Raw genomic sequence first — 21,907 nt, forward strand, 5'->3', positions numbered from 1 at the left:
GGTGAAACAGATGAAGGACTATATAATGTCTCGTGTTTTTAAAGGTTCTGCCGGAATTGCACAAGGTATTTTCGTATCACTTGGAATTGGTTTACTGATAGAAAATATAGGAAGAATTGTTGATATTCCGATGTTAATTACAATTGGTGTTGTCGCGAAATCACTTATGGCACCAGCAATTGGAGCAGGGATTGCTTTCATGCTTGGAGCAAACGGGCTTGTCATTTTCTCAGCGATGGTCGCCGGGGCGATTGGAGCAGGATCGATTTCGATTACTGAAGCTGGTCTAATCATTAAAACTGGTGAACCGATCGGTGCATTATTAACAGCAACTCTAGCGGTCTATATCGGTAAACGATTAAGCGGGAAAACTGCTTTAGATATGATGCTCGTTCCATTTGTGGCAATACTAGGCTCAGGCATAGTTGGTATTTGGTTAGCTCAAAATATTAGCCCTGTTTTAAATATAGTTGGAGCGTTTATTAAAGATAGCTCAGCTGGTAGCCCATTTATTGCTTCTATTGTACTTTCAGTTGTTTGGGGACTATTACTTATTTCTCCAGCATCATCAGCTGCTTTAGCAATTGCGCTTAGCCTAGACGGTGTTGCAGGCGGTGCAGCACTTGCAGGATGTGTAGCTCAATTTATCGGATTCTCTGTTATCTCAGCAAAAGAAAACAATTTGGGTGGTATTTTAGCACAAGCGCTTTGTACTCCGAAAGTACAGTTGCCGAACATTACTAAAAATCCAATGATTCTCGTCCCAACTGTCGTTGCCAGCGCCATTGTGGGTCCTGTATCTGCACTAATTTTTCACTTGGAAGCAGGTAAAGAAATTGCAGGTCTTGGATTAAGTTCTTTGATTGCACCAATTAATTTAATTTCCAGCCAAGGATTTGATGTTGTACCAGCGATGGTTATCACTTACATTGTAATTCCAGTAGCTGTTTCTTATATCATTTACATTGCGCTAAAAAAAGCAGGCCGAATTCATTCAGGCGATATGACTGTGCCACAATCTTAATTGCCAAACAACATATTACATTGAAAATCTCCTTTATATAGATAAAAGCAGACTGAAGAAGCCACAGTCTGCTTTTTTGTTACATTTTATAGGTTTGTTTTACTGGGATTGTAACAGTTTCTTTTCTGTTAACTAATAATAATTGCACACCGAGGTACAATGTGCTCGCCAATGCCATGCCAGAAACTGCATCTAAGAAGGCATGCTGTTTTGTGAATAATGTCGATAAAATAATGAGTGTACCAAAGAACGTAAGGATCCAATATTCCCACTTATGCTGCTCTCTTCGCTTATAAGCAGCTAACATAATGACAAATGTTGTGAGAACGTGGATGCTAGGGAAACAGTTTACAGGTTGATCAATACTATAAATATAACGAACTAAGTCAGAAAATACATCTGTCCCTACTACTGTAGGGCGGGGTACTGTTGTTTGCCACAAATAGTAAATCGAAAAGCATGTTAGTTTTCCAAGGATAACGCTGCTTAATGTTACATAATATTGTTTACGATCAGCGAAACAATAGTAAATGAGTGCTCCATATAAGTATGGGAACCAAAGTAAATACGGAATAATAAATACTTTTACAAACGGAATCCAATCATCAACTATAGTCGTAACGTCGACGGCATGAACGCCAGATTTATTTAGTACATCGTAAAGCGGACTTACGAGTACGAGTAGAAGTATATAACTTAAGGGAAGAAAAGATGAAAGTTTATATTTTTTCATGAAAATCTCCTAGTGTTTAGTAATGTAAGTAAATCCAATTGATTATAATATAGAAAATCAAAATGAGCTATCGATTTTACTTACATTTTTTTGAATTTGCCTTACATTTTTGTCACTTGACTTTTGAGATGGGGGGAGTAAGAATGAAGCGTTTGCTGAATTTTTGTTTTCTTATATTGTTATGTCTAATAGGGGTGGGGTGTGCACAAAATAAGGATATACCACCTGTTCAAGAGTATAGCGGAAGGGCATTGGCTATTGGAGTTGTGGGTGAGGTACCAAAGGATACGTTTAGAAATATAAAGTTTGAGAAAATAAAGTTAGATGAAATGAAGGAGAGATCTGAAGAAGTTGACGGATTTCTCGTTATGAAAGAACATTTTGAAGAAGCATCAAAAGAAAAATATACAGATCTATTTTTAGGGTTGAAAAAGCCAGTGTTTTTTATTGGTTTAAAGGATCGGCCCTATTTCATTTTTACTGAAAAAGATTTAGATTATCATAATGCGCCAAGAAATGGAGCAATGATGTATACACAAGGATTTGTAAACGTTGGAAGTGGTGAGGGACAAATTTGGGGTACCGATTTATACAATGATACGATTTCAGAACAAAGCATTCATAATATGTATATATATGTATTTCAAACGATTGCGGATTATTTGAGTAGGCAGTAAGAAGCTCTTGATTTAGGAGCTTCTTCTGTTTGATTTATTTAATCAAACGTTTGTTTAAGATGTATGTTCGTGTTTATCCTGCTATTCGTGGGCAGTCATACTCCCACTTCAACATTCAGCACAAGCAAAGAGGTTAGATGGGAGATAAACTTCCAGTAAAACCCCAATTAGTGAGGGCAAATAATCAGTGGAGGATGAAGAAAACCCCGCTGATTAAAGTTTCACTTTATGGTGTTTAATCTATCAAATAAACGTTTGTTTAAGATATATGTTCGTGTTTAACATACACGATAAATTGAGAGGAAAATATTTTAAATATAAAAATGGCGGAAAATAAGGAAAATTTGCAGGGGAAAAGAAAATTGTGACGAAATAAGTTAAAGTTTGGAGAAGAATCGTTTGAAATAATAGAATGTTTTCTATATGATAAAGATAAAGGTTAGCAAAAAGTAGGTGAATTTATGACAGTAACATTTTATTCATATCCAAAGTGTGGCACATGTCAAAAAGCGAAAAAATGGTTTGAGGCAAACGATGTAGCATATGAAATGATTCATATTGTTGGAAATCCACCGTCAAAAGAAGATTTGCGTAATTTACATGCGAAAAGTGAATTGCCATTAAAAAAATTCTTTAATACAAGTGGAATGCGTTACCGTGAACTTGGCTTAAAAGATAAGTTAAAGGAAGCAAGTGAAGACGAATTGTTTGAGCTTTTAGCATCTGATGGCATGTTGATTAAACGTCCAATCGTAACAGATGGTACGAATGTAACACTTGGTTTTAACGAAGAGCAGTTTGAAAGTGTGTGGAAAAAGTACCAATAAGGTATTTTTACATAATTAATACATTCACTGGAGGTACAGTCATGAGCATTCCAAATCATTTACGTTACTCTGAAGAACACGAATGGGTAAAAACTGAAGGCAACCAAGTTGTTATCGGTATTACTCATTTCGCACAAAGTGAGTTAGGCGATATCGTATTCGTTGAACTTCCTGAAGTAGGTGCAACAATTGAGGCTGACGAGCCATTCGGCAGCGTAGAATCTGTTAAAACAGTTTCTGAATTATACGCACCTGTAAGTGGTAAAGTTGTGGCAGTAAACGAAGAATTAAGCGATCAACCAGAACTTGTTAACGAATCTCCGTACGAAGGTGCATGGATGGTTAAAGTTGAACTTTCTGATGCAAGTGAAGTAGAGAAGTTATTATCTGCAGAACAATACGCAGAAATGACAAACCAAGACTAATTTTAATCGAAATAAAAGGGACAGCCTATGTGCTGTCCCTTTTATTTTGCACTGTGAGCGAGCTGCTTCCGCTTTTCTTGATGTCTAGCTTCAGCGGCAAGAACAGTCAGTCGTTTCGCTCCTTCCTGTGAGGCAAAGGGCGCCTCTTCGTCAGAAGCGCCAACGTCTTCCTGTTCTGAGCGAGCCGCTTCCGCTTTTCTTTGCAAAAATAAACAGGAAACAACATGAAAATATCGAATATACTATATACTAAAGTAAGGTTGTTTTTATAGTATATGGTGATCGGGTGATGACATATGGTCTATGTAGAGAAAGTCATTATTGTCGAAGGAAAATCAGATAGAAGAAAGATTGAATCTATTATTCGGGAACCAGTGGAAATTGTTTGTACAAATGGTACAATTGGTTTGTCGAAAATGGATGAACTCATTGATCAGTTTTTTGATAAAGATGTATATGTACTAGTGGATGCTGATGCCGCAGGAGAGAAGCTTAGAAAACAATTTCGGAAAGAATTCCCGCAAGCTGAGCATATTTACATTGATCGTTCGTATCGTGAAGTGGCAACTGCTCCTTCTAATCATTTAGCGAACGTATTATGGGGAGCTGACATTGACGTTTATACAGAATATTTACGGTAAGGAATGATAGAAGTGATTGACTGGACAGGTGTTGAAGTAACAGCTCTAATAGCAGACCAAGAAAAAACAGTATTATATGTATATACACCGATGTGTGGAACATGCCAATTAGCAAAGAAGATGTTAACAGTGGTAGAAGCTACTATATCTGAATTGGAAATAGGAATGTTAGATTTAAACTATGCACCTCATTTAGCGCAAGAGTATGAAGTAGAAAGTGTACCTTGTTTACTCGTATTTGAGCGGGGAACACTTATAAAGAAAATATATGCATTTCATTCGGTTGAATATTTATATAAAGAATTACAGTAGGCGGCAAAGTTTTTGCCGCCTCGACATATTTCTTGGGAAATATGCCTGAAAGATAGAAGTAGTACGTTATTTGTCGAGAGAAAGTAACAGGATTGCTCTTTGAGAAGATGGAATGGTATTAGTAGAAAGTGATATGAAGGATGTGACTAGAATGGGATTATATTCGTTGCTTCAATCATTTGTAACATATGCTAATGCACAATACCATTTAGAACCGCTTCTTCGGCAAGGGGAAAAAACAATCAATTTTCGTTTAGGAGACGAGAGGTGCTCACTTCAGATTTCAAGAGAGTATATACAAGTTTTGAAAGAGGCGCGCGGAACAGAACAATTGATTTGCTTTCAGGAAGAAAACTTACGGAGGTTAGTTACTGGGAATATTAGGTTACAAACATTGGTGAATAGCGGATGTGTTCAATATAACGGAACGTATCGTACGATGCTATTATTAGAATCAGTATTTCACATATGTAAACCAATGCGAGTAGGTGCTTAATATTCTGAAGTTTTACTTTTTGCGATTTTTTTTGTTGACATAGTGATTGTATGTTGATACAATTCAAGTCATAAAATATAGACAATTTAATAAATTTCAAATCAGACGAAAATTTAATCTGATTTCTCTTATCAAGAGAGGTGGAGGGACTGTGCCCTATGAAGCCCGGCAACCGTCAACTTTTATGTTGAAATGGTGCCAATTCCTGCAAAGCAAATGCTTTGAGAGATGAGAGGAAGGGATCATGTTGATATATGCATATAAACCTTTCTGCTCATTCTAGGGGCAGAAAGGTTTTTTTGTTGTTTGAATGAGGAGGACATTCGAATAATAAGAGGAGCTAGAGCGAAAGATTACTCACATGAAAAAATAAAAAAATTGTAGAGTGAACCTGAGCGAGCCGCGCCAGCTTCAGCGGCTAGAACAGTCGGTCGTTTCACCTCTTCCTGCGAGGTAAGAAGCACCTCTACGTCAGGGGTTCCAACACCCTCTTGTTCTGAGCAAGCCGCTTACGCTTTTTAAATAAAAAAAGGGGTGAACATCATGATTTTATTAGAAAATGTAAAGAAAATATATAAGTCAAAAAGCGGTGATGTCACTGCTGTGGATAATGCCAATTTACAAATAGAGAAAGGCGAAATCTTTGGTGTTATTGGATATAGTGGTGCTGGAAAAAGCTCTTTGATTAGGTTGTTTAATCAATTAGAGAAACCAACTTCCGGACAGATCACGATAGCTAATCGTGTTATTTCAGCAATTACTGGTAATGAACTTCGCAAGGCAAGACAAGAAATCGGAATGATTTTTCAACATTTCAACTTACTTTGGTCACGAACTGTACGTGAAAATATCGCTTTTCCACTTGAAATTGCGGGTGTTGATAAAGCGGAAAGAAGAAAGCGTGTGGAAGAGTTAATTCGTCTTGTTGGATTAGAAGGAAGAGGAGACGCATATCCATCTCAATTGAGCGGTGGGCAAAAGCAGCGTGTCGGTATCGCGAGAGCGTTAGCGAATAATCCAAAAGTTCTTCTATGTGATGAAGCAACTTCGGCTCTTGATCCAGAAACGACAGATCAAATTTTAGATTTACTATTAGATATTAATAAGCGCCTCGGTTTGACAATTGTACTAATTACACATGAGATGCACGTAATTCGAAAAATTTGTAATCGCGTTGCGGTAATGGAGAAAGGGAAGATTGTAGAAAGTGGTCCTGTACTTGACGTATTCCGTAATCCAAAACAGGATATTACAAAAAGATTTGTACAGCAGCTAACTGATTCAGAAGATACAAATGAAACAATTGAGAGTTTAATAGAAAAGTATCCAGATGGAAAAGTAATTCGCTTGCAGTTTATTGGTGAAGCGGTAGAACGTCCCGTACTTCAAAGGCTAATGCAACGCAGTGATATTGAAGTTAGCATTTTGCAAGGGAATATCGCACAAACGAATAACGGCTCTTACGGCAGTTTAGTCGTTCATTTAAACGGTGAGGAAACAGCGATCCAGCAAGCAATTCAAGGAATACATCAAGATCAAGTAGAGCTGGAGGTGATTGCACATGGATAAGTTACTCGCAAATGTAGATTGGAATCAAATGCTAGAAGCGACAGGTGAAACATTATATATGACGGCAATCGCAGCACTTGCGACATTTGGTTTCGGTCTTATTTTAGGATTGTTACTTTTCATGACGGCAAAGGATAATTTGTGGGAAAACAAAGCGATTCACACAGGGATTGGAGCATTTGTAAATATTTTTCGTTCTATTCCATTTATCATTTTAATTATTTTATTAATTCCATTTACGAAGATTCTTCTTGGAACAATTCTTGGAGCAAGCGCAGCACTACCGGCTTTAATTATTGGAGCAGCACCGTTTTATGCAAGGATGGTTGAAATCGCACTTCGTGAAATTGATAAAGGCGTGATCGAAGCTTCAAAGGCAATGGGAGCGAAAACAAGCACAATTATTTGGAAGGTATTGATTCCGGAATCGCTTCCAGCGCTTGTATCTGGTATTACGGTAACGACAATTGCTCTAGTAGGTTATACAGCAATGGCTGGTGTTGTAGGTGCTGGTGGGCTTGGTACACTGGCATATTTAGAAGGATTCCAGCGTGGAAATAACGATGTGACCATTGTAGCAACAATTTGTGTATTACTCGTTGTTTTCTTGATTCAATTTATTGGTGATTTTGTTACAACTCGAATTGATAAACGATAAAATAAAACGGGGAAGGGTGTTTATATCATGAAAAAATTATTACTTACAGCACTTATTTCAACTTCAATTTTTGGGCTAGCAGCTTGTGGTGGGAAAGATAAAGATGAAAAGACACTTGTTGTGGGAGCTTCTAACGTACCGCATGCTGTTATTTTAGAAAAGGCAAAACCTTTACTTGAGAAAAAAGGAATTGAATTAAAAATTGAAAAATTCCAAGACTACGTGCTTCCGAATAAATCATTAGCAGATAAGGACTTAGATGCAAACTACTTCCAGCACATTCCATACTTAGAAAAAGAAATAAAAGATAAAAAATATGATTTTGAAGTAGCAGGGAAAATTCACTTAGAGCCAATAGGAGTATATTCTCAAAAATATAAAAGCTTAAAAGACCTTCCAGACGGAGCAACAATTATTATGAGTAACTCTGTTGCTGACCATGGACGTGGTTTAGCAATCTTACAAAAAGAAGGTATTTTAAAAATTAAAGATGGTCTAGATCCTGTTAAAGCAACTACGAAAGATATTGCAGAAAATCCGAAAAACTTGAAGTTCAAAACAGATATTGAGCCTGGTTTATTACCACAAGTGTATAACAATAAAGAAGGCGATGCGGTTTTAATTAACTCAAACTATGCGATTGATGCAAAATTAAACCCAGAGAAAGACGCGATTGCAATTGAAGGAAATGACTCTCCATATGCAAACGTAGTTGCCGTTCGTAAAGGCGATAAAGATAAAAAAGAAATTAAAGCTCTTATAGAAGTGTTACATTCTAAAGAAATCGAAGACTTTATTAATAAAGAATATAAGGGAGCTGTTGTTCCTGTAAAAGAATAATAGGTTATAAAAAGGGCTGGTAAATGCCAGCTCTTATTTTGTACCTAGTAAAACTCATATACGATAAAAATTCTAAAAATTACAAAAAAGAGGGTGAAACCTAATGAAGAAAATTATATTATCCATTTTTATAGCAGTCTTTGTATTTGCATTAGCTGCTTGCGGCGGGAAAGATGAAAAGACACTTGTTGTGGGAGCATCTAATGTACCACATGCTGTTATTTTAGAAAAAGCAGAGCCTATTTTAGAGAAAAAAGGTATTAAATTAAAAATTAAAAAATTCCAAGATTATGTATTACCAAATAAAGCGTTAGCTGATAAAGACATTGATGCGAATTATTTTCAACATATCCCTTATTTAGATAAAGAGATTCAAGAAAAAGGATATAAAATTGTAAGTGCAGGAAAAATTCATTTAGAACCGATGGGAATCTATTCTAAGAAGTATAAAAGTTTAAAAGACCTTCCAAATGACGGAACGGTAATTATGAGTAATAACGTAGCAGAACGTGGTCGTATGCTTGCATTATTGCAAAAAGGCGGCGTCATTAAACTGAAAGATGGTGTAGATATCGTTAAAGCAACAGTCAAAGATATTGTCGAGAATCCAAAGAACTTGAAGTTTAAAACAGATGTTGAGCCAGGGCTTTCACCAAAGTTATACGAAAATAATGAAGGTGATGCGTTATTTATTAACTCAAACTATGCAATTGATGCAAAATTAAACCCAACAAAAGATGCAATTGCTATTGAAGGATCAGAGTCTCCTTATGCAAATATTATTGCCGTTCGTAAAGGTGACGAAAATAGAAAAGAAATTAAAGAGCTTGTAGAAGTGTTACACTCGAAAGAAATTCAAGATTTTATTAAGAAAGAGTACAAGGGAGCAGTACTTCCAGTAAGTGAATAGGCGTAGGAAAGGGCTAGGAAATTTCCAGTCCTTTTTTCTTTATATAAATAAGAAGAAAGGTGTATCATAGTAGGATGTGAGGGAAATACTTATGTACATTTGTGAAAAAATTGTTACTTTTTTTCAGTGTTTGCGATATCATTTTATTTGATATAAAATTAGAATGAGAATAAAATGAGAATGTGAACGTTTTAGGAATTTTTAAAATGTATATATAGGATTAATGGAGGTATTGAGATGGCTGGTTCTACATTAACGGTTAAAGACTTACATGTATCAATCGATGGTAAAGAAATTTTAAAAGGTGTAAACCTTGAAGTAAAAGGTGGAGAAATCCACGCAATTATGGGACCTAACGGAACGGGTAAATCAACTTTATCTTCTGCAATTATGGGTCACCCAAAATATGAAGTAACAGAAGGTAGCATCGTAATCGACGGTGAAGATGTATTAGAAATGGAAGTAGATGAGCGCGCACAAGCGGGTCTATTCCTAGCAATGCAATATCCAAGTGAAATTAGCGGAGTAACAAACGCTGACTTCTTACGTTCTGCAATTAACGCACGACGCGAAGAGGGCGATGAAATTTCTCTTATGAAATTTATCCGTACATTAGATAAAAATATGGAATTCCTAGAAATGGATCCAGAAATGGCACAACGTTACTTAAACGAAGGTTTCTCTGGCGGTGAGAAAAAACGTAATGAAATTCTTCAATTAATGATGATTGAGCCAAAAATCGCAATCTTAGATGAGATCGACTCTGGTCTTGATATCGATGCATTAAAAGTTGTATCTAAAGGTATTAACGAAATGCGCGGCGAAGAGTTCGGTTGCCTAATGATTACGCATTACCAACGTTTATTAAACTATATCACTCCAGACTTCGTTCACGTTATGATGAACGGTCGCATTGTTAAATCTGGTGGCCCTGAGCTTGCACAACGTTTAGAAGCTGAAGGTTACGACTGGATCAAAAAAGAATTAGGTATTGAAGACGAAACAGCAGAGCAAGAAGCGTAAGAGAGGAGCATAAACATGACAATCGGTACATTACCTTTCGATCAAGAAACAATCCGTCAGCGCGCAAGCGAAGTAAACGAAGCTGCTTGGTTGACTGAGTTCCGCTTACAAGCTCTTGCACAAGCAACTGAACTTCCAATGCCAACGCCTGATAAAACAAAAATTGATAAATGGGACTTTATCGGAAAAGGCGCTACTCCTAAGCAAGAGCCTGTAAGTTCTTTAGCAGAACTTCCAGAAGCAGTGAAAAATTTAATCGATGAAAATAATAGTGTACTTGTACAACGCACTGGTACAACTGCATTTGTTTCTTTAGCTGATGAAGCAAAAGAAAAAGGTGTTATTTTCACAGATATCGTAACAGCTGCAACTGAGCATGCTGAACTAGTACAAAAGTACTTAATGCAGGGCGGCGTGAAAGTGGATGAACATCGTTTAACAGCACTTCATGCAGCATTAATCAACGGCGGTGCATTTGTATATGTTCCGAAAAACGTTGTTCTTGAAACACCACTTCAAGCTGTATTCTTAGTAGACGGCGAAGAAGCAAACGTATATAACCACGTATTATTTGTAGCTGATGCTAACAGTTCTGCAACATACGTAGAAAACTACGTAGCAAACGAAAATATTACAGGTATTGCAAATATCGTGGCTGAAGTAATTGTAGAACAAGGTGCACAAGTGAAATTTGGTGCAGTTGATCTATTAGCGAAAGATGTAACATCTTACGTAAATCGCCGCGGCGTTGTTGGTCGTGACGGCCGTCTTGAGTGGGCATTAGGTCTTATGAATGACGGAAATACAATTTCAGAGAACGTAACGAACTTAATGGGCGACGGATCATTTGCTGATACAAAAACAGTAACAATTGGCCGTGGTAACCAAACGCAAAACTTTACAACAAAAGTTGTTCATTTCGGTAAACACTCTGAAGGTTTCATCTTAAAACACGGTGTACAAACAGATAGTGCAACATCTATCTTTAACGGAATTGGTAAGATTGAACACGGTGCATCTAAATCAAATGCACAACAATCTTCTCGTGTTCTTATGTTAAATGAAAAAGCACGCGGTGATGCAAACCCAATTCTTCTAATTGATGAGGACGATGTAATGGCAGGTCACGCAGCTTCTGTAGGCCGCGTAGATCCAGTACAACTATACTACTTAATGAGCCGTGGTATTCCGAAGAAAGAGGCAGAACGTTTAGTCATCCATGGATTCTTAGCACCTGTAGTAAATGAGCTTCCAATTGAAGGAGTAAAAGCACAGCTTGTTGAGGTAATTGAAAGGAAAGTTCGCTAATGGATATTCATGAAATACGCAAACAGTTTCCAATTCTTGATCAAAAAGTAAACGGCAAACAACTTGTTTATTTCGATAGTGCAGCAACTTCTCAAAAACCAATTCAAGTCATTGAAACGTTAGAACGTTACTATAAAGAATATAATTCTAACGTGCATCGCGGTGTTCATACGCTCGGTACAAAAGCTACCGATGCGTATGAAGGTGCACGTGAGAAAGTTCGCAAGTTTATTAACGCGAAATCAATGGAAGAAATTATTTTCACGCGCGGAACAACAACTGCATTAAATACAGTAGCAGCGAGCTATGGCCTGGAAAATGTAAAAGAAGGCGATGAGATTGTCATCTCTTACATGGAGCACCATAGTAACATCATTCCGTGGCAACAAGTTGCGAAGAAAACAGGCGCGACTTTAAAATATCTTCCGCTTCAACCAGACGGAACAATCTCTATTGAAGATGCTCGTCAAACAATTACACCGAATACAAAAATCGTTTCTATCATGTATGTGTCTAACGTACTTGGAACGATTAACCCTGTAAAGGAAATTGCAGAAATCGCTCATCAAAACGGTGCAATTATGGTCGTAGACGGTGCGCAAAGTACACCTCATATGAAAGTAGATGTACAAGATTTAAATTGTGATTTCTACGCATTATCCGCTCATAAAATGTGCGGGCCTACAGGTATCGGCGTATTATATGGTAAGAAAGAATTGCTAGACAATATGGAGCCAGTTGAATTTGGCGGCGAAATGATTGATTTCGTAGACTTACAAGATTCTACGTGGAAAGAGCTTCCGTGGAAGTTTGAAGCAGGTACACCGATTATCGGTAATGCGATCGGACTTGGAGCGGCAATTGATTTTCTAGAAGAAATCGGTCTTGATAATATTGAAAAGCATGAACATGAATTAGCGCAGTACGCTTTAGAAAGACTATCAGAAGTAGATGGCGTTACAATTTATGGTCCAAAGCATCGCGCTGGTCTTGTTACATTTAATATTGATGAGGTACATCCGCATGATGTAGCAACAGTATTAGATGTAGAAGGTATTGCGGTTCGCGCAGGTCATCACTGTGCACAGCCGCTAATGAAGTGGCTAAAAGCTTCTTCTACAGCACGTGCAAGCTTCTATTTATATAATACAAAAGAAGAAATCGATACATTTGTTGAAGCGCTAACGAAAACAAAGGAGTATTTCACAAATGTCATTTAATAATTTAGATACGTTATATCGTCAAGTTATTATGGATCATTATAAAAATCCGCGTAACCATGGCGTGTTAGAAGATAGTGTTACCGTTAACTTAAACAATCCAACTTGCGGCGACCGTATTCAACTTACGATGAAGGTAGAAGATGGAATTGTACAAGAAGCGAAGTTTGAAGGAGAAGGATGCTCAATCTCCATGTCTTCAGCTTCGATGATGACACAAGCAGTAAAAGGAAAGAAAATTGAAGAAGCACTAAAGCTTTCTAAAATTTTCTCTGACATGATGCTAGGAAAAGAGTATGATGACAGCGTAGATTTAGGAGATATTGAAGCATTACAAGGCGTATGCAAGTTCCCTGCACGTATTAAATGTGCAACATTAGCTTGGAAAGCTTTAGAAAAAGGCTTAAACGAGGATAAGTAATGTAAGAGGGTCCTAAACACGAGGTTATCTAAGGAGGGACATACCAACATGGCGAAGCAACTGCCAGATATCGGCGATTACAAATATGGTTTCAAGGATAAAGACGTTTCGATTTTCCGTGCTGGACGCGGTTTAACAAAAGAAATCGTTGAAGAGATTTCACGTATGAAAGAAGAACCACAGTGGATGTTAGACTTCCGTTTAAAATCACTGGATAAGTTCTATGAAATGCCAATGCCACAATGGGGCGGCGACTTAAACGACTTAGATTTCGATGAAATTACGTACTATGTAAAACCATCTGAGAAATCTGAGAAGTCTTGGGACGAAGTACCTGATGAAATTAAAGCGACATTTGATAAATTAGGTATTCCAGAAGCTGAGCAAAAATATTTAGCAGGTGTATCAGCGCAGTACGAATCTGAAGTTGTATACCACAACATGAAAGAAGATCTAGAAGCTCTAGGAATCGTATTCAAAGATACAGATAGCGCATTAAAAGAGAACGAAGATATTTTCCGTGAGCATTTCGGAAAAGTAATCCCACCAACTGACAACAAATTCGCAGCATTAAACTCTGCAGTTTGGTCTGGTGGATCATTCATCTACGTTCCAAAAGGTATTAAAGTTGAAACACCACTTCAAGCGTATTTCCGTATTAACTCTGAAAATATGGGACAATTCGAACGTACGCTTATCATCGTAGATGAAGGCGCACATGTACATTATGTAGAAGGTTGTACAGCTCCTGTTTACACAACAAACTCACTGCACAGTGCGGTAGTAGAAATCATCATTAAGAAAGATGCATATTGCCGTTACACTACAATCCAAAACTGGGCGAACAACGTATATAACCTAGTTACAAAACGTGCGGTTTGTGAAGAAAACGCAACGATGGAATGGATTGACGGTAACATCGGATCTAAATTAACGATGAAATACCCAGCAGTTATCTTAAAAGGCGAAGGCGCTCGTGGTTTAACATTATCTATCGCGATTGCTGGTAAAGGCCAACATCAAGATGCTGGTGCGAAAATGATTCATTTAGCACCAAATACATCTTCAACAATCGTTTCTAAATCGATTGCAAAACATGGTGGTAAAGTAACGTACCGTGGTATCGTACACTTCGGACCAAAAGCGAAAAACTCTCGCTCTAACATCGAGTGTGACACGTTAATCATGGATAACCAATCTACATCTGATACAATTCCTTACAACGAAATCAAAAATGATTACGTTTCACTTGAGCATGAAGCGAAAGTATCAAAAGTATCAGAAGAACAATTATTCTATCTAATGAGCCGCGGTATTTCTGAGCAAGAAGCTACAGAAATGATCGTAATGGGCTTCATCGAGCCATTCACTCGCGAACTTCCAATGGAATACGCAGTTGAAATGAACCGCCTAATCAAGTTTGAGATGGAAGGTTCTATCGGTTAATTTAAAAGTAGAAGTGCCCTGTTTACAGGGCGCTTTTTTATTGGAGCAAATATATCGGCGCTTTGACATGATATAAAGTGAAACTTCCCTCAGTGATGTTTTTCTTACTGAGGGTTAGTTGAACCGATCGGGCTTTTACGGGCAGTTTTCTTCCCCGCTCTTCTTCAGCCTTTACTGCTTGTTAATGCGGGATAAAGACTTTGCGATGATGTTCGACATGTGAAAAGCGGCTGAAAAACTGTCTACTTTGAGTGAATAAAAAATTTTTATCAATATAAAAATATCGAAATTGTATGATAAAGGTTTTGCTTTATAGGCTTATGTTAAGAAGTAAAAAGGATCGGGTGCATGGAAGACACTGAAAAACTATCCATTTTGAGTGAATAATAAAAATTTTATCAATATACAAATATTAAAATTGCGTGATATAATTTTCATAATAAAAAGGAGGGATTATTGTGAAAATTCCAAGTAATTCTAAAGGAACAAAATTACTAGCAAGTTTATTAATCGGCTTTTGCACTATTAATTATTCGTTTATTTCCTTCGCTGAAACACCTAAAAGTAACTCAGCTAATACATCAAAACAAGCTAGTGACATTGATACTGGCATAGCAAATCTAAAGTATAATAATCAAGAGGTTTTAGCAGTAAATGGTGATAAAGTAGAGAGTTTTGTTCCGAAGGAAAGTATAAATTCAAATGGTAAATTTGTAGTAGTTGAACGTGAGAAAAAATCACTTACAACTTCACCAGTAGATATTTCGATTATTGATTCTGTGGCTAATCGTACTTATCCAGGAGCAGTACAACTTGCAAATAAAGCTTTTGCAGATAATCAACCTAGTTTATTAGTGGCTAAGAGAAAACCTTTGAATATTAGTATAGACTTACCTGGTATGAGAAAAGAAAATACAATAACTGTCCAAAATCCAACATATAGTAATGTGTCTGGAGCAGTAGATGATTTAGTATCTACTTGGAATGAAAAGTATTCAACAACACATACGTTACCTGCAAGAATGCAGTATACAGAATCTATGGTTTATAGTAAATCTCAAATAGCAAGTGCTCTTAATGTTAACGCTAAATATCTTGATAATGGGCTGAACATTGACTTTAATGCGATTGCAAATGGAGAGAAAAAAGTGATGGTTGCGGCATATAAGCAAATATTCTATACCGTAAGTGCAGAACTACCTAACAATCCATCCGACCTTTTTGATAATAGCGTTACTTTTCCAGAGTTAACTCGTAAAGGGGTAAGTAATACGGCTCCGCCTGTTATGGTGTCAAATGTAGCTTATGGCAGAACAGTTTATGTGAAATTAGAAACAACTTCTAAGAGCAAAGATGTACAAGCTGCTTTTAAAGCCTTACTTAAGGATAACAGTGTTGAAACGAGTGGACAGTACAAAGATATTTTTGAAGACAGTACCTTTACCGCTGTAGTATTAGGCGGAGATGCAAAAGAGCATAACAAAGTTGTTACAAAAGATTTTAATGAAATACGAAATATTATTAAAGATAATGCAGAATTAAGCCCTAAAAACCCAGCATACCCAATTTCATATACAAGCACTTTCTTAAAAGATAACGCAACTGCTGCTGTTCATAACAATACAGATTATATTGAGACTACAACTACAGAATATTCCAGTGCTAAAATGACGCTTGATCATTATGGGGCATATGTTGCTCAATTTGACGTATCTTGGGATGAATTCTCATATGATCAAAATGGAAAAGAAGTACTAATACATAAGACTTGGGAAGGAAACGGCAGAGACAAAACGGCTCATTACTCTACAGTCATACCACTTCCGCCGAATTCAAAAAATGTAAAAGTCGTAGCGAGAGAATGTACAGGTCTTGCATGGGAATGGTGGAGAACAATTATTAATGAACAAAATGTTCCATTAACAAATGAAATAAAAGTTTCAATTGGAGGAACGACATTATACCCAACCGCTAATATTAGTCATAATTAAAGATAACATATACGTCCGAAGCGTCCTGTTTACAGGGCGCTTTTTACTTGATTGCAAATATATCGATCGATTGACGATAAACAACAATTAGTAGCGTTAAATCAATATGGATAGTTATTATCCTTTTATGATAATTATGTTGTATATGAGACCGAGGAGAATCTTTTGCTTTTTCCTTTAATGAGAGTACAATGTAAAATAGCAAGAAAAGGCGAAAAGTATTTACAGGATTATCGCAAGCGCATAGCGTAAAAGGCAGTAAGGAACTGAGAGGAGGTTTTTTCTCTGGATATCAATAAAGAAACAATCATTCACCTTTATCATACAAATGATATACATAGTCATTTTGAAAACTGGCCGCGGATTTCTCGGTTTGTACAAGAAGAGAAAAAGCGTAGACAGAAAGCAGGAGAGTCTGTTTTTACATTAGATATTGGCGATCATGTGGATCGTTTTCATCGTATAACGGAAGCAACGAATGGACAAGGCAATACGAAATTGTTAAACGAGGCGTTATATGATTATGTAACGATAGGAAATAATGAAGGAATTACATTAGCGAAAGACCATCTTGAACATTTATATGGTGAAGCGAATTTTGAGGTACTTGTAGCTAATTTATTTGAAAGAGATGGAACGCGTCCTGATTGGGCGAAACCGTATACTCTCCATACAACTACAGAAGGAATTATGGTAGCTTTTATCGGTTTAACGGTAGCTTATCCTGATTTTTATGAAATGCTAGGTTGGCATATTGAAGATCCGATGATACATTTAGAATCCATTTTGGCAGAAGTAAAAGATAAAGCGCATATTACAGTTGTACTTTCGCATCTTGGGAAAAGTGCCGATGAGTATATGGCGAAGAATTATGATATCGATGTAATTTTAGGAGCGCATACACATCACCTATTTGAGCGTAGTGTTCTCGTGAATGGAACTTTGCTTTGTTGTTGTGAAAAGTGGGGACGTTACGTCGGCCATGTGCAGCTTACTGTGGATAAGGAAACCGGGCAGGTGTTGAAAAAGGATGGTAGAGCGATTAAAACAGAGCGTTTAAGTGCTTATAGCAAACCGTTATCCACAATTGAGATGTTACAAGAAGAAAGTAAAAGCATAATGGCAGAGCCTGTAATTGAATTGAAGGAGCCATTACCAATTGATTGGTTTAAGGAAACACCATTTGCTAGTATGCTGGCAAGCGCATTAAAAGAGTGGTGTAATGCTGAAGTTGGCATGGTGAATGCGGGTGTATTATTAGAAGGGTTAAAAGAAGGGATTGTAACGCGAGGGGATATCCACCGCATTTGTCCACATCCTATTAATCCATGTGCATTGCAAGTGTCTGGTAAAGTATTAAGAGAAGTTATTTTAAAAGCACGTCGTCCAAATATGGAACAGCTTGAAGTGAAAGGTCTGGGCTTTCGCGGAAAAGTGATGGGAAAAATGATTTATGATGGCCTCGAAGTTATCCCAGATAAAATTCCTGGAAATAAAATTTTACTCGAAGATGTATTAATCAATGGAGAATCTTTAGAGCTAGAGCGTATATACACTGTCGGAACGATTGACATGTTTACATTTGGGTACTTATACCCAGAACTATCCACACTTTCTGAAAAGCAATATTATATGCCAGAGTTATTAAGAGATGTGTTAATGGAGATGTTGATAACTCATAATTCTTCAATTAAATTATAGGCTAGTTAATTTGTAACACCCATTTTTCTCTTTTCATAAAGATAAGAAAGAGGGGAGTGTGTGAACTATGGTGAATGTTGAACCAATTATCATTGATAACTATACGTTTATAGCTGTTAGTGTAAAGCTTCCGAAAACAAATTTGCTGGCTGTTATGAGCGATAAAGGATATATTATGTGTGGTGCTTTAGATGTTGGTCTACTAAACGAGAAGTTAGGAGACCGAGGAATTATTGCTGGCCGCGCAGTTGGGGTGAGAACGATTGAACAGCTTCTTGAAGCGCCGCTTGAATCGGTAACGACCGGAGCTGAAGCTTTAGGCATTCCAGCAGGAACAATTGGAAAAGATGCGTTATTAAAAATGATATAAGCATATATCGTCCCTCTTTCTTGCATAGAAATGATATAAGAAGGAGGGTTTTGTTATGCGTACATTTCGTCCAAAAGCTTCGCGGTTTCGAAAAGGACCGCTTCCTTTTCGGCATGTACTACTCATTTCGTTTATCCTTTTTTTATTGTTAACTTTACAAGGGTTCTGGATTGTGAATAAAAGTATTCAACCTACATTGATTAAGTATGGGGAAATGCAGACACATAAAATGGCAACGGTTGTGATGACAAAAGCGGTAAAGGATCGAATTAATGAAGGATTTGATGTCGATTCATTAATGAAAGTACAAAATGATAAGAATGGAAAAGTATCTACAATCGATTTAAATACAAAACAAGTAAATGAGATTTTGACATCGACTACTGCATACATAGAAAAATATTTGCATCAAGTAGAGAAGGGGGATATGAAGGCGCTCGGTCTGCCGGAAGAGAGCGGCGTGTCGATGTCTGTTCCTCTTGGACGCATAACGGATAATGCACTTCTTGGTAATTTAGGGCCAGATATTCCAATTGATTTTACAACAATTGGTCATGTAAGTACGGATATTAAGCAAAATGTAAAACTACATGGAATTAACAATACGGCGATTGAAGTTGTTATGGAAGTGAATGTTACGCTACAGGTAATTATCCCATTTCGTACAAAAGAAATTACAGTGAAACAAAATATTCCAATTGCGACGCGGATCGTACAAGGTGAGGTACCATCTTATTATGGAAGCGGCGGAGTTTTTGTGCCAGATAGTAAAGGGAAGAAAGCGGATGAATAAGTTTGAAAAGATATCGTGGATTTATAAGGAAACAACCGTAGCGATTAGCTACGGTTGTTTTTTAAATTCGCACGTTCTTTTCGCTCCCACAAACTTAAATGCATATATGGATCAAAAGCCCACTCTGTATATCCGTTGTCCTTATATAATCCAAAATGTAAGTGTGGAGGGAACTTCCCAGCTGTGCCAGGGGGACCGTAACCTGTGCTACCGACAAAGCCAATGACTTTTCCTGGTTCGACAATTTGTCCAAGTTGTATTTCTTTTGAAAACCCGCCTAAATGTGCGTAATAATGATAATTGTTATATAAATCGCGAATGCCGATGCGCCAGCCGCCAAGGCGGTTCCAACCCTTTGTTTCAATAATGCCGTAGCAAGTAGATCTTACTGGTACGCCATAGCCTGCAAAAATATCGGTGCCTTCATGAATACGTCTTCCGCCAAAACTACGCCCAGCGCCAAATGTGCTACGGTAACTATTATCGCTATTGACAGGAAGAGGGAAAGCATTTCCTTCTAAGTTAATACGGCCATAGTGCTTATAAATACGAGCATACTTGGTAATTAATTCAACCGTTTTTGCACGTCTATAATATTCCCATAGCATAATTTTCATACGATCTTCTGATGTACCTTGTTTTTTAATAATAGTTGCCATTGTGTGTAAAAGATCTCGGTCGTTATTTGCATCTGCTAGTCCATCTTTATCTCCATCTAAACCAATACCGCCAAATAGAGAAATTGTATGGGGGAGAGTATCATTAGTTGAACTATTGGCAGGGCCAGCCCACACTTCTGGTTTGAAGTAAATCGAAATGATCGCATCAGGCTTTTTCGGAATATCTTTCCTTACGCTTCGAATATTGCGTTCATATTGATCAATTGCAGCTACATAATACCATGGAATATTGGTATCTTTTTCAGTTTCTTTATACAGTGTCATGCGTTTTTCGTATATTTGTTTTTGATCCACTTCACCATAGGCAATACCTTGTCCAAGAAAAAAGTAAATAGAAAGAAATAGGGCAATCTTTCGAAGCATGAAAATAAACTCCTTTCACAACATCACTCTCTTTAGTGTGGGATATACGAGATATTTCATTATAGTAAATCATTGGTAAAAATTCTTGGAATCTTCATTTGAGCAAATCGCTTTCATACGTTAGAATAGATATGTTACATTGAAAGAAGCGAACACGGTAAACTATTTCATATTGTGCGGAGTTGATAACATGACAAAACAAACAGAATATAAGCGCAAGCCCGAATGGTTGAAAATTAAGTTAAATACAAATGAAAACTATACAGGCTTAAAGAAAATGATGCGTTCTAAGCAGCTTCATACCGTTTGTGAAGAGGCGAAATGTCCAAATATTCACGAATGTTGGGCTGTAAGAAAAACAGCAACATTTATGATTTTAGGTGCGGTTTGTACACGTGCTTGTCGTTTTTGTGCGGTTAAAACAGGCTTACCAACAGAGCTTGATTTACAAGAGCCAGAACGCGTAGCAGATTCTGTTGTACAAATGGGTTTAAAACACGTTGTTATAACAGCGGTTGCACGTGACGATTTAAAGGATGGCGGAGCAGCTGTTTTTGCTGAAACAGTACGCGCTGTTCGTCGTAATAATCCATTCACGTCTATTGAAGTGTTACCATCTGATATGGGCGGGGTAGAAGAAAACTTAAAAATGTTAATGGATGCAAAACCAGATATTTTGAACCATAACATTGAAACAGTACGTCGATTATCTGACCGAGTTCGCGCAAGAGCAAAATATGATCGTTCATTAGAGTTTTTACGTCGTGCAAAAGAAATGCAACCTGATATTCCAACTAAATCTAGTATTATGGTGGGGCTAGGTGAAACAAGAGAAGATTTAATTGAAGCAATGGACGACTTACGTGCGAACAATGTGAATATTTTAACGCTTGGACAATACTTACAACCATCTAAAAAGCATTTACCAGTTATTAAATATTACACACCAGCAGAATTTGCAGAGCTAAAAGAAATTGCGCTTAGCAAAGGATTTAGCCACTGTGAAGCTGGCCCGCTTGTTCGTTCTTCTTACCATGCAGATGAGCAAGTACGTTCTGCGAAGGAAAATACTGCAGAAGCAAAATAATGAGAAAGAATCCTTCTTAGTGAGATTGCTAAGAGGGATCTTTTTTTAGGGGGAAAATAGTATGAAGGCTTTTCTATTTTTAGCAATTGCGATTGTAAGTGAAGTATTTGGGACAACGATGCTAAAGGTATCCAATGGTTTTACAAAAGTGTTGCCAAGCATAGGAGTAGTGTTAGGGTTTGCTTCAGCATTTTTCTTCCTGTCTAAAGCATTGCAGCATATACAACTTAGTACGGCGTACGCGATTTGGTCAGGGGTAGGAACAGCTTTAACAGCACTCATTGGTGTACTTGTATGGAAAGATGTCTTTACGTGGCAAACGGCAGTGGGATTAGTGCTTATTATAGGCGGAGTAGCTGTGCTAAATATGTCTGGATCTAGTGCTCACTAAG

At 37.3% G+C, this 21,907-nt stretch carries 24 protein-coding genes and 1 riboswitch; of the genes, 22 read left to right on the forward strand and 2 right to left on the reverse strand.

The window, feature by feature from the left end; all coding sequences use genetic code 11:
• The first annotated feature begins 10 nt into the window (after window positions 1-10).
• Window positions 11-1,024 (forward strand): PTS transporter subunit IIC, encoded by a 1,014-nt coding sequence (locus M014_RS0125205; protein WP_026594162.1) that lies wholly within the window; start codon window positions 11-13, stop codon window positions 1,022-1,024.
• A gap of 79 nt (window positions 1,025-1,103) precedes the next feature.
• Here M014_RS0125205 and M014_RS0125210 read toward each other — a convergent pair whose 3' ends face one another.
• On the reverse strand, window positions 1,104-1,757 hold the full coding sequence (locus M014_RS0125210; protein ID WP_026594163.1) for a phosphatase PAP2 family protein: 654 nt from the start codon (window positions 1,755-1,757) through the stop codon (window positions 1,104-1,106).
• Window positions 1,758-1,900: 143 nt separating this feature from the next.
• Here M014_RS0125210 and M014_RS0125215 point away from each other — a divergent pair, with 143 nt between their 5' ends.
• From M014_RS0125215 to yunB, 19 genes are all read left to right on the forward strand, one after another.
• Entirely contained in the window at window positions 1,901-2,434 is a 534-nt protein-coding gene (locus M014_RS0125215) for a hypothetical protein (RefSeq protein ID WP_026594164.1), read from the forward strand.
• 461 nt (window positions 2,435-2,895) lie between these two features.
• A complete protein-coding gene (locus tag M014_RS0125225) occupies window positions 2,896-3,261 on the forward strand; it encodes an arsenate reductase family protein (protein ID WP_026594165.1) in 366 nt (121 codons plus the stop codon).
• A gap of 41 nt (window positions 3,262-3,302) precedes the next feature.
• Window positions 3,303-3,686 (forward strand): glycine cleavage system protein GcvH, encoded by a 384-nt coding sequence (gcvH, locus tag M014_RS0125230; protein ID WP_026594166.1) that lies wholly within the window; start codon window positions 3,303-3,305, stop codon window positions 3,684-3,686.
• 296 nt (window positions 3,687-3,982) lie between these two features.
• Window positions 3,983-4,327, forward strand: coding sequence for a toprim domain-containing protein (locus M014_RS0125240; protein ID WP_026594167.1), 345 nt, complete (start codon window positions 3,983-3,985; stop codon window positions 4,325-4,327).
• A gap of 3 nt (window positions 4,328-4,330) precedes the next feature.
• Entirely contained in the window at window positions 4,331-4,639 is a 309-nt protein-coding gene (locus M014_RS0125245) for a thioredoxin family protein (RefSeq protein WP_090695086.1), read from the forward strand.
• Window positions 4,640-4,790: 151 nt separating this feature from the next.
• Window positions 4,791-5,135 carry a hypothetical protein gene (locus tag M014_RS0125250; RefSeq protein ID WP_026594169.1) on the forward strand — a complete coding sequence of 115 codons (345 nt, stop codon included), beginning with the start codon at window positions 4,791-4,793 and terminating at the stop codon, window positions 5,133-5,135.
• Window positions 5,136-5,260: 125 nt separating this feature from the next.
• Window positions 5,261-5,370, forward strand: a riboswitch (SAM riboswitch).
• A gap of 308 nt (window positions 5,371-5,678) precedes the next feature.
• Window positions 5,679-6,704: a methionine ABC transporter ATP-binding protein gene (locus tag M014_RS0125255; protein ID WP_026594170.1), complete on the forward strand. Its 1,026-nt coding sequence runs from the start codon at window positions 5,679-5,681 to the stop codon at window positions 6,702-6,704.
• On the forward strand, window positions 6,697-7,362 hold the full coding sequence (locus M014_RS0125260; RefSeq protein ID WP_026594171.1) for a methionine ABC transporter permease: 666 nt from the start codon (window positions 6,697-6,699) through the stop codon (window positions 7,360-7,362). Before M014_RS0125255 ends, M014_RS0125260 begins: the two co-directional genes overlap by 8 nt.
• A gap of 27 nt (window positions 7,363-7,389) precedes the next feature.
• The gene (gene metQ / locus M014_RS0125265) at window positions 7,390-8,202 is read left to right on the forward strand and encodes a methionine ABC transporter substrate-binding lipoprotein MetQ (protein ID WP_026594172.1); all 813 of its coding nucleotides are present in this window, start codon (window positions 7,390-7,392) and stop codon (window positions 8,200-8,202) included.
• 103 nt (window positions 8,203-8,305) lie between these two features.
• Entirely contained in the window at window positions 8,306-9,112 is an 807-nt protein-coding gene (gene metQ / locus M014_RS0125270; protein WP_026594173.1) for a methionine ABC transporter substrate-binding lipoprotein MetQ, read from the forward strand.
• Window positions 9,113-9,349: 237 nt separating this feature from the next.
• Window positions 9,350-10,135, forward strand: coding sequence for a Fe-S cluster assembly ATPase SufC (sufC, locus tag M014_RS0125275; RefSeq protein ID WP_026594174.1), 786 nt, complete (start codon window positions 9,350-9,352; stop codon window positions 10,133-10,135).
• Between the two features lie 15 nt (window positions 10,136-10,150).
• Complete coding sequence (gene sufD / locus M014_RS0125280) at window positions 10,151-11,443, forward strand: Fe-S cluster assembly protein SufD (RefSeq protein ID WP_026594175.1); 1,293 nt, start codon at window positions 10,151-10,153, stop codon at window positions 11,441-11,443.
• On the forward strand, window positions 11,443-12,663 hold the full coding sequence (gene sufS, locus M014_RS0125285; RefSeq protein ID WP_026594176.1) for a cysteine desulfurase SufS: 1,221 nt from the start codon (window positions 11,443-11,445) through the stop codon (window positions 12,661-12,663). Before sufD ends, sufS begins: the two co-directional genes overlap by 1 nt.
• Window positions 12,653-13,084 (forward strand): Fe-S cluster assembly sulfur transfer protein SufU, encoded by a 432-nt coding sequence (gene sufU / locus M014_RS0125290; RefSeq protein WP_026594177.1) that lies wholly within the window; start codon window positions 12,653-12,655, stop codon window positions 13,082-13,084. Before sufS ends, sufU begins: the two co-directional genes overlap by 11 nt.
• A gap of 48 nt (window positions 13,085-13,132) precedes the next feature.
• A complete protein-coding gene (gene sufB, locus M014_RS0125295; RefSeq protein WP_026594178.1) occupies window positions 13,133-14,530 on the forward strand; it encodes a Fe-S cluster assembly protein SufB in 1,398 nt (465 codons plus the stop codon).
• Between the two features lie 458 nt (window positions 14,531-14,988).
• Window positions 14,989-16,521 carry a thiol-activated cytolysin family protein gene (locus M014_RS0125300; RefSeq protein ID WP_026594179.1) on the forward strand — a complete coding sequence of 511 codons (1,533 nt, stop codon included), beginning with the start codon at window positions 14,989-14,991 and terminating at the stop codon, window positions 16,519-16,521.
• Between the two features lie 309 nt (window positions 16,522-16,830).
• Complete coding sequence (locus M014_RS0125305) at window positions 16,831-18,222, forward strand: bifunctional metallophosphatase/5'-nucleotidase (RefSeq protein ID WP_081811127.1); 1,392 nt, start codon at window positions 16,831-16,833, stop codon at window positions 18,220-18,222.
• Between the two features lie 67 nt (window positions 18,223-18,289).
• Window positions 18,290-18,592: a YunC family protein gene (locus tag M014_RS0125310; RefSeq protein ID WP_026594181.1), complete on the forward strand. Its 303-nt coding sequence runs from the start codon at window positions 18,290-18,292 to the stop codon at window positions 18,590-18,592.
• Between the two features lie 55 nt (window positions 18,593-18,647).
• Complete coding sequence (yunB, locus tag M014_RS0125315) at window positions 18,648-19,385, forward strand: sporulation protein YunB (RefSeq protein WP_026594182.1); 738 nt, start codon at window positions 18,648-18,650, stop codon at window positions 19,383-19,385.
• Window positions 19,386-19,429: 44 nt separating this feature from the next.
• Here the strand turns inward: yunB and M014_RS0125320 are convergent, their stop codons facing one another.
• On the reverse strand, window positions 19,430-20,428 hold the full coding sequence (locus M014_RS0125320; RefSeq protein WP_026594183.1) for a M23 family metallopeptidase: 999 nt from the start codon (window positions 20,426-20,428) through the stop codon (window positions 19,430-19,432).
• A gap of 190 nt (window positions 20,429-20,618) precedes the next feature.
• Between M014_RS0125320 and lipA the strand changes: the two genes are divergently transcribed.
• Both lipA and M014_RS0125330 read left to right on the forward strand, forming a co-directional pair.
• Complete coding sequence (gene lipA, locus M014_RS0125325; RefSeq protein WP_026594184.1) at window positions 20,619-21,515, forward strand: lipoyl synthase; 897 nt, start codon at window positions 20,619-20,621, stop codon at window positions 21,513-21,515.
• A 61-nt stretch (window positions 21,516-21,576) separates the two neighbouring features.
• A complete protein-coding gene (locus M014_RS0125330; protein ID WP_026594185.1) occupies window positions 21,577-21,906 on the forward strand; it encodes a DMT family transporter in 330 nt (109 codons plus the stop codon).
• Window position 21,907 lies beyond the last annotated feature (1 nt).

The sequence above is a fragment of the Bacillus sp. UNC437CL72CviS29 genome (genome assembly GCF_000482345.1).
In the GTDB taxonomy this organism is placed as follows: domain Bacteria; phylum Bacillota; class Bacilli; order Bacillales; family Bacillaceae_G; genus Bacillus_A; species Bacillus_A arachidis.

Coding starts and splice junctions, on each gene's coding strand:
- sufD (WP_026594175.1), top strand. CDS start 10,151: ATGACAATCGGTACATTACCTTTCGATCAAGAAACAATCCGTCAGCGC.
- M014_RS0125215 (WP_026594164.1), top strand. CDS start 1,901: ATGAAGCGTTTGCTGAATTTTTGTTTTCTTATATTGTTATGTCTAATA.
- sufB (WP_026594178.1), top strand. CDS start 13,133: ATGGCGAAGCAACTGCCAGATATCGGCGATTACAAATATGGTTTCAAG.
- metQ (WP_026594173.1), top strand. CDS start 8,306: ATGAAGAAAATTATATTATCCATTTTTATAGCAGTCTTTGTATTTGCA.
- M014_RS0125210 (WP_026594163.1), bottom strand. CDS start 1,757: ATGAAAAAATATAAACTTTCATCTTTTCTTCCCTTAAGTTATATACTT.
- gcvH (WP_026594166.1), top strand. CDS start 3,303: ATGAGCATTCCAAATCATTTACGTTACTCTGAAGAACACGAATGGGTA.
- lipA (WP_026594184.1), top strand. CDS start 20,619: ATGACAAAACAAACAGAATATAAGCGCAAGCCCGAATGGTTGAAAATT.
- sufU (WP_026594177.1), top strand. CDS start 12,653: ATGTCATTTAATAATTTAGATACGTTATATCGTCAAGTTATTATGGAT.
- M014_RS0125245 (WP_090695086.1), top strand. CDS start 4,331: ATGATAGAAGTGATTGACTGGACAGGTGTTGAAGTAACAGCTCTAATA.
- M014_RS0125240 (WP_026594167.1), top strand. CDS start 3,983: ATGGTCTATGTAGAGAAAGTCATTATTGTCGAAGGAAAATCAGATAGA.
- M014_RS0125320 (WP_026594183.1), bottom strand. CDS start 20,428: ATGCTTCGAAAGATTGCCCTATTTCTTTCTATTTACTTTTTTCTTGGA.
- M014_RS0125250 (WP_026594169.1), top strand. CDS start 4,791: ATGGGATTATATTCGTTGCTTCAATCATTTGTAACATATGCTAATGCA.
- M014_RS0125260 (WP_026594171.1), top strand. CDS start 6,697: ATGGATAAGTTACTCGCAAATGTAGATTGGAATCAAATGCTAGAAGCG.
- metQ (WP_026594172.1), top strand. CDS start 7,390: ATGAAAAAATTATTACTTACAGCACTTATTTCAACTTCAATTTTTGGG.
- M014_RS0125225 (WP_026594165.1), top strand. CDS start 2,896: ATGACAGTAACATTTTATTCATATCCAAAGTGTGGCACATGTCAAAAA.
- M014_RS0125310 (WP_026594181.1), top strand. CDS start 18,290: ATGGTGAATGTTGAACCAATTATCATTGATAACTATACGTTTATAGCT.
- yunB (WP_026594182.1), top strand. CDS start 18,648: ATGCGTACATTTCGTCCAAAAGCTTCGCGGTTTCGAAAAGGACCGCTT.
- sufC (WP_026594174.1), top strand. CDS start 9,350: ATGGCTGGTTCTACATTAACGGTTAAAGACTTACATGTATCAATCGAT.
- M014_RS0125205 (WP_026594162.1), top strand. CDS start 11: ATGAAGGACTATATAATGTCTCGTGTTTTTAAAGGTTCTGCCGGAATT.
- M014_RS0125330 (WP_026594185.1), top strand. CDS start 21,577: ATGAAGGCTTTTCTATTTTTAGCAATTGCGATTGTAAGTGAAGTATTT.
- M014_RS0125255 (WP_026594170.1), top strand. CDS start 5,679: ATGATTTTATTAGAAAATGTAAAGAAAATATATAAGTCAAAAAGCGGT.
- sufS (WP_026594176.1), top strand. CDS start 11,443: ATGGATATTCATGAAATACGCAAACAGTTTCCAATTCTTGATCAAAAA.